This is a genomic window from Nostoc cycadae WK-1, from assembly GCF_002897135.1.
GTDB lineage: Bacteria > Cyanobacteriota > Cyanobacteriia > Cyanobacteriales > Nostocaceae > Nostoc_B.
The window spans coordinates 442,138-458,764 of the sequence record NZ_DF978423.1 but is presented as its reverse complement, the minus strand read 5'-3'; the positions used below and the strand labels follow the sequence as shown (position 1 = coordinate 458,764).

Here is a 16,627-nt window from a genome sequence, read left to right as displayed (position 1 = left end):
GTAGACTGAAATTTATACAAATTAATTATTGTCCTTTGCTGCGCCTTATGAGAGCATTACTTTTGGTTCTCTGGCGTAATCAAGATAATACACTCGTGGCAATCAAGACATGGTAGATTCCCTCAAAAAACCAGGCTTTGAAGAAATACGGCCAGGGATAAAAGTCCCGGCAAAAGAAACCTTATTAACACCACGGTTTTATACTACCGATTTTGATGAGATGGCACGGATGGACATCTCTGTAAATGAAGATGAGTTACAAGCCATCTTAGAAGAGTTCCGCACTGACTATAACCGCCATCACTTTGTTCGGGATGCCGAGTTTGAACAATCCTGGGATCACATCGACGGGGAAACTCGCCAGTTGTTCATTGAATTTCTAGAGCGTTCTTGTACAGCAGAATTTTCTGGCTTCTTGCTGTATAAGGAATTAGGCCGCCGCTTAAAAGATAAAAGTCCCCTCCTTGCTGAGTGTTTCAACCTCATGTCACGGGATGAAGCACGTCACGCTGGCTTTTTGAATAAAGCGATGTCAGACTTTAATTTGTCTCTAGATTTAGGGTTTTTGACAAAGAGCCGCAATTACACTTTCTTCAAACCCAAATTCATTTTCTACGCCACCTATCTTTCCGAAAAAATAGGTTATTGGCGTTATATCACCATTTATCGTCATTTAGAGGCGCATCCCGAAGACAGAATTTATCCAATTTTCCGGTTCTTTGAAAATTGGTGTCAAGATGAAAACCGTCATGGTGATTTCTTTGATGCCATCATGAGAGCGCAACCACAGATGCTGAATGATTGGAAAGCAAAACTGTGGAGTCGGTTCTTCTTGTTGTCTGTGTTTGTGACGATGTATCTCAATGACATCCAACGTAAAGACTTTTACGCTTCTATTGGTTTAGATGCACGGGAATACGATATTTACGTCATCAAGAAAACCAATGAAACCGCTGGTAGAGTCTTCCCGGTAATGTTGGATGTAGACAATCCAGAGTTTTACGATCGCCTGGATTTATGTATCAAGAATAACGAAAAATTGGGTGCGATCGCTAACTCTAACACACCCCAATTCCTGCAAATCTTCCAGAAGTTGCCATTGTATATCTCCAATGGTTGGCACTTCTTGAAGTTGTACTTGATGAAGCCAATTGATGCTGCTACTGCTCATGGAATGGCTCGTTAGATTTCCAAGATAATTTGATGGGCATGGTATTAGTTAATTAATACCATGCTTTTTTTTAGAAATATTGCTGTTTAATTTTTCAAGCAGGATGAAAGTAATCGTAAATTTCCTGCGCTAGTCTTGTCCCAATTCCCGCAACTTCGGCGAGTTGTGCGGGTGTAGCTTGGCGGATATAATCGACTGAGCGAAAATGCCCTAATAGTTGCTTTTGGCGATGATGTCCTAAGCCGGGGATTTCGTCTAAACGCGATCGCCTCAGTTTATCACTGCGTTGTTGCCGATGGAAACTCACAGCAAATCTATGAGCTTCATCCCGCAACCTTCGCAGTAATTGGACTCCTGGTTGTTCTGCGTCGGTTGGTAAGGGTTGTGACTCTCCCGGTAAAAAAATCTCTTCGCGCTGTTTTGCCAAACTCACAACTCGCAAGTCTTCTAACAAGTTCATCTCTTGCAACACAGTGACAACAGATGATAGCTGACCCTTACCGCCATCAATCATAATTAAATCAGGCCAGTCAGGATTGCCAGCGCGTTGTAGTTGGGTATCTTCGCTATATTTACGAAATCGCCGTTGAATGACTTCAGCTAAACTGGCAAAATCATCTGAATGTCCAATTGTGACTGTGGGATTTTTGATTTTGTAATGGCGATAATGTTGCTTACCCGGTAAACCATCAATAAATACTACTTGAGAAGCAACAGCATTGGAACCTTGAATATGGGAAATGTCGTAACCTTCAATGCGGTGGGGTAAATCTGGTAAATCGAGAACATCAGCTAAATCTTGCATGGCTTGATTATTGCGATCGCCCAATTTTTGCATTCTTTGTAATTCGTATTGGGCGTTACGCTCGACCATCTCAATTAATTCTGCCTTAGTTTGGCGCTGAGGCGTGAAAATTGTGACTTTTCTGCCCTTACGCTGCGTTAAAACATCCGCTAATATTTCTGCGTCGGGTAACTCATGCTGTACCAAAATCTCGGCGGGAATTTCCACCGCATCAGCAGTTTGATAATGTTCTTCTAAAACGCGTTGTAAAATTGCACCTGGTTCAGCTTGTGCATCAGCAACAAAGGCCAAGCGTCCGACTAATTGTCCAGCGCGAATTTGAAATAATTGAATGCAGGCGTGTTGTGTATCAGCGGCTAAAGCGATCGCATCCCGCGAAACTGTATCATCTGGTAAAGATACTTTTTGATCTGCCGTCAGAGATTTTAACCCAGAAATTTGGTCACGTATTCGCGCCGCCGATTCAAAGTTTAGCGCCTCGGCGGCTGTTTGCATTTGTTCTGTCAAAATATCAATTAATTCTTGAGTTCGGCCTTGGAACACCATCGCTACTTTCTGCACAGTTTTGCGGTATTCTTCTGGGGAAATCAATTGTTGACAGACACCAGGACAACGCCCCATATCATAATTTAAACAGGGACGGTCTTTAAATAAAGGTTGTGGTCGTTGTCGCAGAGAAAAGATGCGCTTACTAATGCGGAGAATTTCTCTTAATAAACCTGTATCTGTATAAGGCCCGTAGAATTTATCTTTTTCTTTACCTAGTTGGCGTTTGCGTGTGATGAAGATGCGGGGATAGTCTTCTGACCAAGTGATACACAGATATGGATATTTTTTATCATCTTTGAGCAGCACATTAAAGTATGGCTGGTGCTGCTTGATTAAATTGGCTTCTAACGCCAAAGCTTCGGCTTCGGTATCAGTGACAATAAATTCAATTTCTGTTACTTGTCTCGCCATTGTGGCGATGCGTTCGCTTTTTGTATAACCTTCACGAAAATAGGAACGGACACGCGATCGCAACTTCCGTGACTTACCTATATATATAATGCGATCGCTGCCATCCCGCATAAAATAAACTCCTGGTTCCGGCGGAATTTCAGCTAGTCGGCTTTCCAGACGCTCTGGATCTTTAACCAGTGGTAGTATTTGAGCAGATGTTGTCACAATTAAATTTTCGGTAATCTTACGCTTTTACCTATCTCTATTTTAAGAAATAAATTGGGCGTTGCTCAACTTGAAGATAAATTTACCAGGCTACGCCCTGCTTTGTTAACAGACAAAGCGGAGCGTTTGCGTGGGCTAGTTTCCGCACTTTAGCTTACCGAGATGGTTATGCTATGCAAAAGTAAACAGTATTTAGACAAGGTTAAACTGTGAAAGTAATTTAATTAACTAGCGATCGCTATTGACTTTTTGCGACTGGGACGCTTACGGTCTGATTTTTTCTTGAATCCTACGGCTTGGGCTTGATCACTATCAGAACCATATTGTCCCCGTACAACTTCTTTCATGGCTAATACCGCATTGTGAAATTCCCACTCAGCTAATCTTGCTGCATCAGTAGCCGCACGGTATAAAGCAAGTTTCTCATTTTCAATTTGTTGCAGTGTTAACATTTTTTGATAAGCTGTCTGCAAAGAATCATCTGTGGCATCAGCACGAGTGGTTGCATAGTTGTTAATTGTTTGCAAACCGTGTAAGGAAGTGGTGTCTTGAATGATTGTCTGACGAGATAAACGACGTGTAGTGTCTTGGGTAGCCATTATGCTTCCGTAGTATAGTACATATTTAATGTACCCATTACAACTAAAAAAATATCAGTAAGATTAATTTTTTAGGTAGGATAATATTTAAACTTAAGAGTGCAGTGTGATTGCAAACTGGTATATTGTGAATGTGAGTCATTACATTCACAATGTAAACTGTCACATTCATTATGCAAGCGATCGCATTCATGATGTGAGCAATTGCATTAACAATGCAAGTTTTTACATTCGTAATGTTAGTTACTATATTTACATAACAAGCAAAATTTTTATAACTTAATTTCTTCTGTAAAAATGGTTGATAATTTCAACTCTGAATGACAAAGATTAAGATAAATTTGTGCAACTTGATCTAAGGGGTTTTGTTGTAAGCAATCTTGAAAATGTTGGGCGGCTGAGGTAAATTGTTGTGCTTCATAAAGTTTAAGTGCTGCGGTAAACAATTCTTTAGTTACTAACTTACCTTGGCGAACTTCTGTAACATCAGCAGTAAATACTTCATGGACAGTTACAGCCGTGATTTTACCTTTAACTTTTACTTGTCCAACTACGCGAATATGAGAGCGATCGCAATTTTTTAACCGCTGAAATGTTTGGTCTGTAATTAATAGCGGTGTATTGAATGTTTTAGTTAACCCTTCTATCCGCGAAGCTAAGTTGACGGCATCACTAATGACTGTACCATCCATACGATTAAATCCGCCGACTGTCCCCAAAATCAGTGTTCCTGTATTAATTCCAATGCCAATTTTAATTGGTAAATCTCCTTGTGCTTGCCGTTCTTGATTGTAAGTTACTAAAGCTTGTAACATGGCAATGCCGGCTTGTACTGCATCATCAGCATTACCAGCAAATAAAGCCATAATGGCATCACCAATATATTTATCAATGAAACCATTATGTTGAATAATGATTGGTTCCATACAACTCAAATAAGAGTTGATAAATTGAAAGTTTTCCGCCGGAGTTAAAGTTTCTGAAAGTGTAGTGAAAGAACGAATATCAGTAAATAACACCGACATTTCCCGCTGGACTTGATCACCTAACTGCACATCGACAATACTTTGTTTGTTGAGGAATTGGAGAAATTGACGGGGAACGAAGCGTTCGTAAGCTTGGTTTAAGGCTGCTAAGTCGGTGTATAAACGGGCGTTTTCAATAGAAATCGCCGCTTGTGCTGAAAGTAAGTTGAGTAACTCCAAACGATCAGGAGTGAATGCACCTGTGGTCAAGTTATTTTCTAAATAGATAATACCTGTAAGTTTGCCTTGATTAATCAACGGCGCACACAAAAGCGATCGCGGTTGAAATTGGCGAATGTAAGCATCACGGATAAATTCACCTTTGCGAGCAGCATCATTAAGCACTACACTCGTTTTGGTGCGAATCACATAATTCACAATTGCCACAGAAAGAATCTGACTATCTTCAATATTTAGAGATTCCAGTACTTGAATATTATTTTGTTCAACGCTTCCCTGGGCTTCTATTAAAAATTTACCTTTAGTTTCCAGTAAAAGAAATCCCCGTTGCGCCCCAGCATTTTCTATCAAAATTTGCATCAAGTTAGCCAGCAATTTATCAAGTTGAATTTCTCCTGACAAAGCTTGCGAAGCTTTCATAACTGTCATCAAATCCAGTGATGCGGAACCACTGCTACTGGTGATACTGCTGGCGTTAGTATTTTTAGTAGAAATATGGGGGATAGTAATTCTTTCTAACTTGCGGCTTAAAAGTTGAGGATATTGAGTTTCTAGATATTTAACTTTAGCAGTTGCGCCCCATTGTAAATAAAGATATGACGCATCCTGCATGTATCCTTGGGCAATCTTTAATTTATTTTGGGCTAAATAAAACTTGGCTGCTAATTCATTTGCCAAAGCAGCTTCGTGAGGATAATTGTTTTCTTGGGCTAAATTAATGGCACGATCGTAACAAGCGATCGCTTCTGCTGTTTCACCTTGAACTCGATACCATTCTGCTTCTACCAAGGCTAATTTATGAGCGTAGTTACTCGGTGCAGATTGCGCCCAAGTTTTCAGTTTCTTCTGATTTGCTGTTACTTGTTTGAGTAATGCTTGCCGTTCTGTGACAGTTTTTGTTGGCGCTAAGGCTAACCGCACCAAAGAATCATAAAAGTTAAACCATCCAATGATGAATAATGCTACTACAGCATCTAAATAAGGAATTGCTAATTCAGCATTTTGCCAAGCAGTATTGTAATCTTCAAACCAATAATTCAGTGTCAGTAGATGATTGTATACAGTAAAAGTTGCTGTGCGATAATTAGTCTCGATATGTAGGGGTAAGGTTTTAGTTGCGTCGTAAAATTCCCCCACCAACTCGCAGGGATTAGCATTTTTGCCTTGTAAATTAGCGATCGCCTGCCGATAAATTTGAATTAAATCAAAAACTGGCTTTTTCTTAAACTTCTGAATTACCTCTAAATAAGTCGCTAAACTTTTATCTACTTCTTTTAAATCTTGACCACAAAAATAACTATGACTGGTACCAACATTCGCTGCAAAAGCTGCATATTCAGTATCACCCGTATCTCGACCTACTTGAAAAGCAATTTGCAATGCAGGTATGGTATTAACAATTGGTTCTCGCCAGTGACGCACAAAACTATTAACAACAAACAATACTCTTGCTTGCATATTTTTGGCGTTAAACCGTTCTATCAGTTTTAATGCCAACTCACCAAACTCATACCCTCCTGTCAAATCTCCCACTACACCACACAAAATCAAGCCATAAGTAGCGTAGGCAAAAGCTGATTCTGGCGCGTTACCATGTATGGCGGAAAGTTCCACCTGTTTAAACACAGTTAAGGGAAACAAATTTGGCGCTGCAAGATAAGTTGACGAAGCAATACTGGCTAAAATACGAATAGCCGCTAATTTAGTAGGATTTGTCAGTCTCGGTAAATCAGCTAAGGTTTGTACCTGTCTACTAGTCAAAGCCAGTTTCGTTTTTAACAGTCCTAACAAAATTTGCAGTTGTCCAGGGTTAGCGACTAAAGGAATTTTCAACAGTTTAAGAACTTGCAAACCTAATTTTGAGGCTGTTAACAATTCATCTCTGGCAACAAGAGATTGAATTTTGATGGCGTAGACTTGGACTTGATCAAGTGTAGTGCGGGTGTGACGTAATACAATCTCAATTAATTCATCCATGTATTCAAACGCCCCAGTCAAATAAGCAGCTTCCACTGCGGCTTCGTGCAGAGATAAAGCCAAAGAATACTGCTGTTGCCAACAGGATGTTGCTAAACAGTTAATGCCCGTTGTCAGGTAATCTAAAGCAGGTTCGTAAGCGGCGGAGGCTTTGGCTTTGTTCCCCGCCAGCAAATTTAACTGGGCTAATTGCTGTCGCTGTGATTCATCTGTGACTAAATCTAAGCCGAAGTTTAATTGGTTAACAATGTCAAAAATCTTTTCTTCTTGTTCCTCGGTGGTGATATTCTGCAATAACAGTTGTCCAATTTGCAAGTGAACTGCTTGTTTTTCCTTGGTGGGAATGAGTGAATAAGCTGCTTGTTGGACGCGATCGTGTAAAAATTTGTAGACAACATCTAAATTTGTCAGGTTAGCGGCAATTTCCCGATCACCTACTTGTAATAATTGATAGTCGTTACCTTGAGGAAAAATCAGCCCCATTTCTACAGCTTCCCATAACTCAGTGGCTGTCTCTGGCAAAGATTTTTCTTGGACAATCGCTAAGGTTTTTAAATCAAATTGATTACCAATACAAGATGCTAACTGTAACGCTTGCTGAGAGGCGGTTGGTAGTTTTTGAATTTTACCTGCCATTAATTCCACAACGTTATCGGTAATTTGCGCCGCTTGAATTTGGCCCAGTTGCCAATCCCATTCCCGGCGTTGCACATCAAATTGCAGCAATCCTTCTGTATACAGCGACTTCAGGAATTCATTCATAAAGAAGGGATTGCCGTTAGTTTTTTGCTGTAATAGTTCTGCCAGAGGAGTTAACTTTGCCCAATCGTGACTATTAAAAGTATCACTGAGGAGTGTATGAATTTGGGGTAATTCTAACGGTGTTAATGTGATTTCGTGAATTATGACACCAGATGACTCTAAAGAGGCGATCGCACTCCGCAAAGGATGGGTAGAATCTACTTCATGATCTCGATAAGCACCAATCAACAACAAGTAGCGGCTGTCTAACTGACTAGTTAATAACTCAATTAACTGCAACGATGCACTATCCGCCCATTGCAAATCATCCAAGAAAATTACCAAAGGATGTTCTTTTTGGGTAAAGACAGTAATAAAGTTTTGAAATACTAAATTAAAGCGATTTTGGGCTTCCTGCGGTGGTAGTTCTATAACAGGTGGCTGCTTGCCAATAATTAATTCGACTTCAGAAATGACATCAATAATTACTTGACCATTGTCACCCAAAGCATGTAATAATTTTTCTCGCCAGAGATTGATTTCTGTTTCGGTTGCGGTTAAAAGTTGGCGAATTAAAGCTGTGAATGCTTGAATTAAAGAACTGTAGGGAATATTGCGTTGAAACTGATCAAACTTACCTGAGATGAAATATCCCCGTTTTTGGGTAATCGGTTTATAAATTTCCTGCACTAAAGCTGATTTGCCAATTCCAGAATAACCTGCAATCAACATAACTTCGCTTTGTCCATGACTCGCCCGATCAAAAGCCATCAATAAATCTGTAACTTCTTGTTCTCTGCCATAAAGTGTTTGGGGAATTTGGAATCTATCAGAACTATCCTTTTTTCCTAATTGAAAAGTTTTAATTTCGCCTGTAGTTATGAATAAATCGAGACATTGCTGTAAGTCTACTTGCAAACCAAAGGCGCTTTGATATCTTTCTTCAGCAGTCTTTTCGAGCAATTTCATCACTAAGTTAGAAATTACTACAGGAATTGCCGGATTTAGTTTATGGGGCGAAATCGCTTGTTTAGCAATGTGGCTGTGGACTAGTTCGACTGGATCTTCACTAACAAAGGGTAATTGTTGCGTCAGTAATTCGTAAAATGTCACACCCAAAGAATAAAAATCGCTACGATAATCAATCGCCCGATTCATTCTTCCTGTTTGTTCCGGCGAAATGTAGGCCAGTGTCCCTTCTAAAATATTCAGGTTCAGTAAAGTAGGATTTTCCTTTGACAACAGCGTCGCAATGCCAAAATCAATAATCTTTGTCTGTTGCGTTAAGGGATTGAGGAGAATATTAGCAGGATTAATATCTTTATGAATAATTTGTTGTTGGTGAATTGCACCTAAAGCCGCTGCAACTTGAATTGCAATGTGCAGAAAATTCTCCAGTCCTAAAGGTTTTTGATTGAGGAAACTCCGCAGAGGTTGTCCACCAAAATCTTCTAAAACTAGAACTAAAGTGTTGGCATATTTTTCGACGCTGTAGGCTTGGATAATTCCCGGAACTTGAAAGCGGCGTGTCAGTTCGTATTCGAGTTTAAATCGTGCGATCGCTTCTGGGGTAGGATATTCCTCCCGCAATAATTTCAACACTACTGGTTGGCGATCGGACTCTCGGTATCCCTGATACACCTGAGAACGAGGACTATCATACAGTTCTCTTAAAATTTTGTATCCTTCCAGTGCGATCATAGGTTGCTCAAGCATTAGAGCTATTTTTACTAGCCTAACCAGTATAATTTGCACGCTTTTAAAAGTGACAAGAGTGCTGTAATAGTTTTTCTGATTTAGCTAAAGAAAAGCTGCCTAAAATCAAGCCATTTTGCTTAAAATGCAATAAGCCCAGTGTCTAGACAACACTGAGCTAGGTACAAAATCAGCAATTTTGGGTAATTACCCAGTGTTTAAGCTGAAACTACTGATTATTTACTGTCCGCCGCCGGAGGTACTACTGTCATCATCGTAAACTGGACGACAGATATATGTGGGATAACGGCGGGATTCATCCCCCTGTGATGGATATGATGGTTGTCCGTTAGATGGGAATTGTCCACCATAAGGAGATTGACCACCACCTGTTGGTTGTCCACCAGTTTGTCCACCAGATAACAGCTGCTGTTCTTCTGTTGATAAGTCAACAAGTAAAGTAGATGTGATTAATTTATTTGACATAATTCTTTGCCTCACTTAGTTGATAGGTTTTGTAAAACCTACGCCTTTATTATTAGCTATTATGTCTTCTAATAAATTATTCTCCGGTTATAGTTTATTTAACAAAAGCTCATTCTTTTGGACTAACTTAATTAAAACAATTTTAAAATTACCTTTTGATTTTAAAATTCATAAATAGTAATATCGATATTTATGAAATATGAGTAAATACAAATATTTCTGGACACTTAAAAAATCAGAAATATTAGCAATATAAAGGACTAAGTTCCAAATTTACGACCGTTTAAAAAGATAAAAACTTTAAATGTTCTCCTTGTTGAGAGAGAAATGTTTCTAGTGTACCTTGTAATTGCACTTGACCTTGATCTAGCATGACAATCCAATCAGCACGATGCACTACACTAGGACGATGAGTAATCAAAATTGTAGTTTTACCTTTGCGGTATGCTAACAACCGATCTAAGACTTGTGCTTCGCTCACAGGGTCAAGTCCGGCTGTTGCTTCATCTAAAATCAATATAGGTGGATTAGTGAGAATTCCTCTAGCGATCGCTAATCGTTGTCGTTGTCCACCAGAGAGATTAGCACCAAACTCTCCTAAAACAGTTTGATAATTATTTGGTAGTTGACTAATAAAATTATCTGCATCCGCAATTTCACAAGCTTTGACAATTTCCTCAAAGGAAATATGAGGACTACCTAAGCGAAAGTTATCTAAAATCGAGCGACTCCAAAAATGCGGTTCTTGCGGTACATAAACTACTTGTTGGCGTAAACAGTCAAGGGCGATATCCTGAATATTATAAAAACCAATGCGGATATTCCCAGAATTCAACTGATACAAACCCGCAATCAGTTTTGCTAAAGAACTTTTCCCACACCCTGATTTTCCAATCAAAGCGATCGCATTTCCCCCAGGAAGTTTCAGAGAAAATTCTTCTAACAAATCAACTCTCCCAGCATGATGAAAGGTCACTTGGGAAAACCGAATATCTGCATCAGCAAGTATTTGCACAGTTGGTTTTTGGCTTCCCCCAATTACTTCTGGTGTCGCTTCAATAACTTCTAAAAGCCGAGAGACAGCCGTTTGCGATCGAAAATATTCATCTCCAAACCCAACTAAAGAGTTAATTAAATTAAAGATATTAACTTGTAAAGCATTAAAAGCCAAGATTTGACCAATACTTAATTTTCCTTGAATCACTAAAAGACTGCCTAATCCTAATAAAACTACTCCACCAATAGTAGAAATTAATCTCGCAACAGTACCGTTAATAATCCCAATTTGAATTGTGCTGAAAGTTAAATGTGCCAAACGACCAAAGCGGCTTTGAAATTCATCCCAAAATTGCGGAGCAGCATTAGTCGTTTTAATTACCTGTGCGCCTTTAAATGTTTCTACCAACACACCTTGATTTTCTGCACCTAAAACTAACAAACTGCGCGTTTTTTGTTGGAGAATGGGTAAAAAAGGTAAAGTAGATACTGTAATTAATAAAGCAACTAAGATAACTGCAATTGTTAACTCCCAGCTATAAAACAGCATAATGCTGAAAGAAATTACCGCAATAAAAAACTGGCTGGGTAACAGAATGACTATTTGCGATACTAACTGATTGATTTCATCAATATCCCGCAGTCGGCTAGAAATTTCCCCACTGCGGCGCGATTCATAATAACTCAAAGGTAACTGAAGAATTTTCCGCGCAAACTCCATTACCAGTCCTAATTGCAGCCGTTGACCAAAATGAGCAATCATCATGGATTGTACGACTTGCAAACTACTACTAAATAAGCTGCTGATGACAACGGCTGAAATCACAACAATTAGTAATTGAGTATCTCCCCGTACTAAAACATCATCTGTTAGTAGTTGCAGTAAAACAGGACTACCCAGCGCCAGTACACCTAAAGCAATATTAATTAGCAATACCTGACCAAGTAAATTTCGATAAGGTAATACACGCTGAAAAAATTTTCCTAAACCCTGCTTTGTTTCTTCCTGAAACTGCACAAAAAAACGCGTGGGGTCTGGCTCTAATAAGAGCATAACTCCATTCCAACCAGTAGTTAATTCTTCGCGGGTAATGTAGCGTAAGCCGATCGCCGGATCACCAATCACATACTTTTTCCCTCGCTTGTTGTACAGCACAACCCAGTGATAGCCGCGCCAATGAATAATCGCTGGTAGATTAATTTCTGTAATTCTATCTACGATCGCCGGTGCAGCTTTCACGGCTCTTGCATTAAATCCCAATGTCTCACAGCCGCGTTTGAGTCCTAATAAAGTTGTGCCTAAATGTCCTGTTCCGACTGCTTCTCGGCTTTTACTCATGCTTAAGAAGCGTCCGTAATGTTTGCAAATCGAAACTAGACAAGCGGCTCCACAGTCCTCTTCACTTGACTGTAAAACACACTGATATTTTTTTTGGTGTTTAAATTTGAATAGACCAAACATGATAATTCGTAATTCGTAATGCAGAAAGATAGATTTTTTGATTCTGAATTGTGCTAGATATCTGCAACTAATCTGGCTTTTCGCAGAATGAATTGCATGATTGTTTCTTGGCGAGAAATGATATCAGCGCGTCCCTCCATTCCTGGTTTGAGATGACACTGGCGATCGCCTCTACCAACAGATGCAGTTTGCGGTACGATAGTTACTTCATAAGCTGGCGCTGGCTCTACAGTAGGCAATGCACTGTTTTTTTCCACTGCTAAAGCATCTGGTGCGATTGTGGTTACAGTACCCTTGAGTGTGCCGTAATCTGGATAAGGACAAGCCGAAACCTGCATTTGAACTTGTTGATTTGCTTTTACCTTGTCGATATCTTGCGCGGGTACTCTTGCTTTGATTTGCATTGCTGCATCAAGAGGCGCAATCTGAGCGATCGCTTCACTAGGTTGTACAATTTGTCCAGGGTTGCGTAATTTAAACTGCAATAAAATACCGTCGCTTGGGGCGCGAATTACAGTCTTACTTAATTCATTGTCGGTTTGTTGGAGTTGTTTTTGGGTGGTATCTAGTTGTTTTTGGAATTCTGTGCGCTGCTGAAGTAAGGTTTCTCTTTCCTTTTTCAAAGCTGCTAAATCTGCTTCTTTCTTGGCCTGTTCTTGCTGAATACGTGCAGATGCTACCGCTACAGGCGAATCACTGGGATTCAATGCAGTTTTCACTTTAATTAAGTTGGTTTCAGCAATTGTCAGAGCTTGGTCTTTTTCTTCTAAGCTATTTTTCGCATTAGCTTTGGCTTGTTCTAACTTCGTTTCCGCCGCTTTGACTGCTTGTACTTTTTCTTCTAAGCTATTTTTGGCATTTTCTTGAGCTTGGGCGAGTTTCGCTTGCGCTGAAATCACCCCTTGTTCTTTTTCTTCCAGAAGATTTTTAGTGTTGGCTTTGGTTTGTACTAACTTAGCTTCCGCTTCTTTGACAGCTTGCGCTTTTTCCTCAAATAAATTGAGTGGTACGGCTCCTAGTGCTACTATCGACTGCAAGCGATCGCGTTGTAACTTAGCCATTTGCAAAGCGGCTTCTGCTTCTTGCACAGTAATCTTTAACAATTGATCACGCTGCAATCTATCTTTTTGCTTTTGAGCGATATGCAAGGCTATTTCAGCTGCTTGTACAGTTGATTGCAATAATTTTTCCCCCTGTAAGCGATCGCGTTGCACTCTCGCTAACGCCAAAGCGGCTTCTGTTTCTTGCACAGTGGTAGTTAAGAGTTTTTCTCGCCGTAATCGGTCTTTTTGTAATTTCGCTAAAGTAAAAGCTGTTTGTGCTTGCGTCATTTCCGCAAAAGCTTTAATTCGTTGATCTTGATAGTTGCGTTCAGTACCACTTAACTCCGCTTGCGCCGCAAGAATCGTCCGGTTCATTAGTTCAGTTTGAGCCGCAAGTTGAATGTTAATTTCACTCAGTTGAGCCTCAATTTGACCTAGTTGTAATTTACTCTTTTGAACGCTGGTTTGTAGTTGACTTTTTTGATTTTGCAGCCGCGAATCATCAATGTAGGCGATCGCTTGTCCTTGTTTAACAATCTGACTATCTTTCGCCTCAATTTTCTGCACAGTTCCAGTAATAGCAGACTCAACAACTTTTAGTTCTCCTAAAGGTCTAATTGTTGCCGGAACTTTCACTGTGACATTGTACTTGAGTATCGAAGATAAAATCACTCCCAGCACCAAAATAGTGATCATTATGCTCCCAGTAATGTTTACCCATTTACCAATACTGGGGAGAAATTCATTCACATCAAATACAGGGAGTTGTTCTGGATTCAGGTCATTAAAACTATTGTCAGCATAGTTTTCCTGAGCGCGTAAGAAATTCACTGTATTGCACCTTATTTTTGAAATTGATCTATAAGCTGAAGCTTGATGCAGTAACTTCAAAATCTTTATTTTTTTTGCCTTCATCCTCTGTTATTGACAGTTAATTCTGTCTTTGTGTATCTCAAGAATGAGGGAGTTCCTATTTATTTGGTAATAAATCAAAAGGAATAATTAGACAATTCTGCACTGACACCATAGCGAAAAACTCAGAAAATTTCAGCTTTTATCTAGAATGCGATCGCTCAAAGCAAGTTTTGCATAAATTCCCTTGATCAAAAGCAGATAACATCATCACAAATAATCCTTTATAATCAGTTATGGGGGAAGAGAAAAGTGTGTGCCAAACAAGCACAGCAATAACTTTTCTCACATCTCTAACGTGGGCAACGCGGAGAGAAAACAGAGGAGAAGACTCAGACTCCCTCAAAGACCTCACTTACGTTGAGCGAGTGATAATTATCTCCTCTCCCCTCTTCTTAATTAAGGCAAAATCATTGCCAAAATTGATTTTCAAGCTAGAAAAAAGCTATTTATCTTTGGCACTAACAAACTGCTCATAATGACAGCGATCGCACAGATGGCTGTGTGGTATCCAGGACTTACGCACAAAGATTAGCTGTTGAGGTTGGGTGTCAGGGTTGTGAACATCTATACCCCTACACGCTTCCTTAAACCTTTGATTTTTCGTTTCACTGCGTAAATCCTAATATCAAAAATTGGTATTGCATCAATGCGAGATGAGTTCAGATGTTAAACTGCAAAACAAATTTCATCCCTTGATTCTACAAAACCCCAAAATTTCAGCAATTTGGCTTTTGCAATACCGTGATAATTATTCAGCATAAAAATCGCAGATGATCGCCAACTCTGCGCCAGTAAAAATTAACTCTAGTCGTTGATCGCATAAATCGCTCAACAACTCTGATAAAAATATTGGATGTGACATGATTGTTAGCCTCACTTACAGTTGGTGGGTTGACCACCTAAGTAACCAACTATAAGCACTGTTTGTCAGGAAATCATAAATCTATAGATAGAAATCAAAACAATAGTTTTACTACTCACAGTAGATATAAAAAAATCTTTTATGTGTTTAGGATATCCTAGTATTCTGCGAGTAAAAATAGTAAATTTTAGTGAATAAGTACAGTTTTTTGGCTTATTCCCATTCAATTAATTCATTATTCTGGATTGTCGATCAGACATCCTATCTCAACCTAGTTAGCTGACAATAGTTGCATTAATACAAAGGCTAAACTGGCACTACCTAAAGGAACGGTTAAATTATCAATACCTAACAAGGAAACAGCTTCTAAACCAGTAGCTGCGATCGCCACAGCCAATGATACCACCCAAATTTGCCAGATATTTCCTTGTATACCCAGCAAAATCAAACTACTCACCATATAGCTGGCTAACGTCATAGTCAAAGAGCCTTCCCAGCTTTTATTTACCCCAAAAACTTTATACTTATGTTGACCAAAGCGTTGACCTACCAATGCTGCTAAACCATCTCCCCAAGTCATTACCATAATTCCAATCGCCGCATATTGTGGTTGTTGCAAATGCCAAAACCAGGCAACTAAAATACCAAAACTCACAGCATAAAAAAATGTTCCTAAACTTTGGCGACCAACGCTGTTAATCCCCGGCAGAATCGGCAATCGATAAGATAACAAAGTCACAATACTCGCTAAAATCGAAGCTGTAATACCTACTTCAGCCGGGATATCTAGCCACCAAGCCAGCAGAATCACATTGCCAGTACCAATATGAACTATTTTCCTGACTATTTCTGAATCATCAGTAGCAAAGCGACTTACCACCCATGAAAGCAGGAGGATAAGCAACACCCAAACTGCAACTATGGTAATTTGCAGCCACAAAGGTGGAATTGATGTTAAACCAGGAATCAGAATTAACAAGAATGTTACACGCTAGACATTTTTACCCTTATTTCTAATTTATAAGATTTGGGCAACAGGAATGAAACTATTATTTATTTGGCTAATTCGGGGTTACAGAATGTTTATCTCGCCGTTGTTTCCCCCAACTTGTCGCTTTCAACCAACTTGTTCTATGTACGCCATCCAAGCAATAGAGAGGTTTGGAGTAGTGCGCGGTGGCTGGATGGCAATTTGGCGCATCTTGCGTTGTCATCCATTTCACCCTGGTGGTTATGACCCAGTACCAGACATAATACCATCAGTCACGCACGCAGATTGTTGTAATCATACTCTGGTAAATTCCGAAGATGAAACTCAACAAGAAAAGCAAAATCACTAAAAATGTCTGGGAGTTATCCGCAATATCCACAGCATTCCTATTTGATTTGTGAATTTACTGGTAAATAAAGTCAATAATATATTTTTTTACCAATGATTTAGGATTGCTAAATATTGTCTTTTGTGTATTTATACTTGAGTATTTTTCCCAGAAATTAGCTGTG

The 16,627-nt window shown here is 39.4% G+C and carries 9 protein-coding genes; 2 read left to right on the top strand and 7 right to left on the bottom strand.

Going from position 1 to position 16,627, the window contains the following annotated elements; genetic code table 11:
- The first annotated feature begins 109 nt into the window (after positions 1-109).
- Positions 110-1,186 carry a magnesium-protoporphyrin IX monomethyl ester (oxidative) cyclase gene (gene acsF / locus NCWK1_RS06205; protein ID WP_103124102.1) on the top strand — a complete coding sequence of 359 codons (1,077 nt, stop codon included), beginning with the start codon at positions 110-112 and terminating at the stop codon, positions 1,184-1,186.
- 79 nt (positions 1,187-1,265) lie between these two features.
- Here the strand turns inward: acsF and uvrC are convergent, their stop codons facing one another.
- The 7 genes from uvrC to NCWK1_RS06170 form a co-directional block, all read right to left on the bottom strand.
- Positions 1,266-3,143, bottom strand: coding sequence for an excinuclease ABC subunit UvrC (uvrC, locus tag NCWK1_RS06200; protein WP_103124101.1), 1,878 nt, complete (start codon positions 3,141-3,143; stop codon positions 1,266-1,268).
- Between the two features lie 224 nt (positions 3,144-3,367).
- Entirely contained in the window at positions 3,368-3,742 is a 375-nt protein-coding gene (locus tag NCWK1_RS06195) for a hypothetical protein (RefSeq protein WP_103124100.1), read from the bottom strand.
- 272 nt (positions 3,743-4,014) lie between these two features.
- Positions 4,015-9,381, bottom strand: a complete 5,367-nt coding sequence (locus tag NCWK1_RS06190) for an AAA family ATPase (protein ID WP_245894839.1) — start codon at positions 9,379-9,381, stop codon at positions 4,015-4,017.
- Positions 9,382-9,600: 219 nt separating this feature from the next.
- On the bottom strand, positions 9,601-9,846 hold the full coding sequence (locus tag NCWK1_RS06185; RefSeq protein WP_096581205.1) for a hypothetical protein: 246 nt from the start codon (positions 9,844-9,846) through the stop codon (positions 9,601-9,603).
- 283 nt (positions 9,847-10,129) lie between these two features.
- Positions 10,130-12,304 (bottom strand): peptidase domain-containing ABC transporter, encoded by a 2,175-nt coding sequence (locus tag NCWK1_RS06180; protein WP_103124098.1) that lies wholly within the window; start codon positions 12,302-12,304, stop codon positions 10,130-10,132.
- Positions 12,305-12,357: 53 nt separating this feature from the next.
- The gene (locus NCWK1_RS06175; RefSeq protein ID WP_103124142.1) at positions 12,358-14,178 is read right to left on the bottom strand and encodes a beta-barrel domain-containing protein; all 1,821 of its coding nucleotides are present in this window, start codon (positions 14,176-14,178) and stop codon (positions 12,358-12,360) included.
- 1,217 nt (positions 14,179-15,395) lie between these two features.
- On the bottom strand, positions 15,396-16,103 hold the full coding sequence (locus tag NCWK1_RS06170) for a diacylglycerol/polyprenol kinase family protein (protein ID WP_187308067.1): 708 nt from the start codon (positions 16,101-16,103) through the stop codon (positions 15,396-15,398).
- Positions 16,104-16,164: 61 nt separating this feature from the next.
- Between NCWK1_RS06170 and yidD the strand changes: the two genes are divergently transcribed.
- A complete protein-coding gene (gene yidD / locus NCWK1_RS06165) occupies positions 16,165-16,464 on the top strand; it encodes a membrane protein insertion efficiency factor YidD (protein WP_103124097.1) in 300 nt (99 codons plus the stop codon).
- Positions 16,465-16,627: the final 163 nt, after the last annotated feature.

Coding starts and splice junctions, on each gene's coding strand:
- acsF (WP_103124102.1), top strand. CDS start 110: ATGGTAGATTCCCTCAAAAAACCAGGCTTTGAAGAAATACGGCCAGGG.
- NCWK1_RS06195 (WP_103124100.1), bottom strand. CDS start 3,742: ATGGCTACCCAAGACACTACACGTCGTTTATCTCGTCAGACAATCATT.
- NCWK1_RS06190 (WP_245894839.1), bottom strand. CDS start 9,381: ATGCTTGAGCAACCTATGATCGCACTGGAAGGATACAAAATTTTAAGA.
- NCWK1_RS06185 (WP_096581205.1), bottom strand. CDS start 9,846: ATGTCAAATAAATTAATCACATCTACTTTACTTGTTGACTTATCAACA.
- NCWK1_RS06180 (WP_103124098.1), bottom strand. CDS start 12,304: ATGTTTGGTCTATTCAAATTTAAACACCAAAAAAAATATCAGTGTGTT.
- yidD (WP_103124097.1), top strand. CDS start 16,165: ATGAAACTATTATTTATTTGGCTAATTCGGGGTTACAGAATGTTTATC.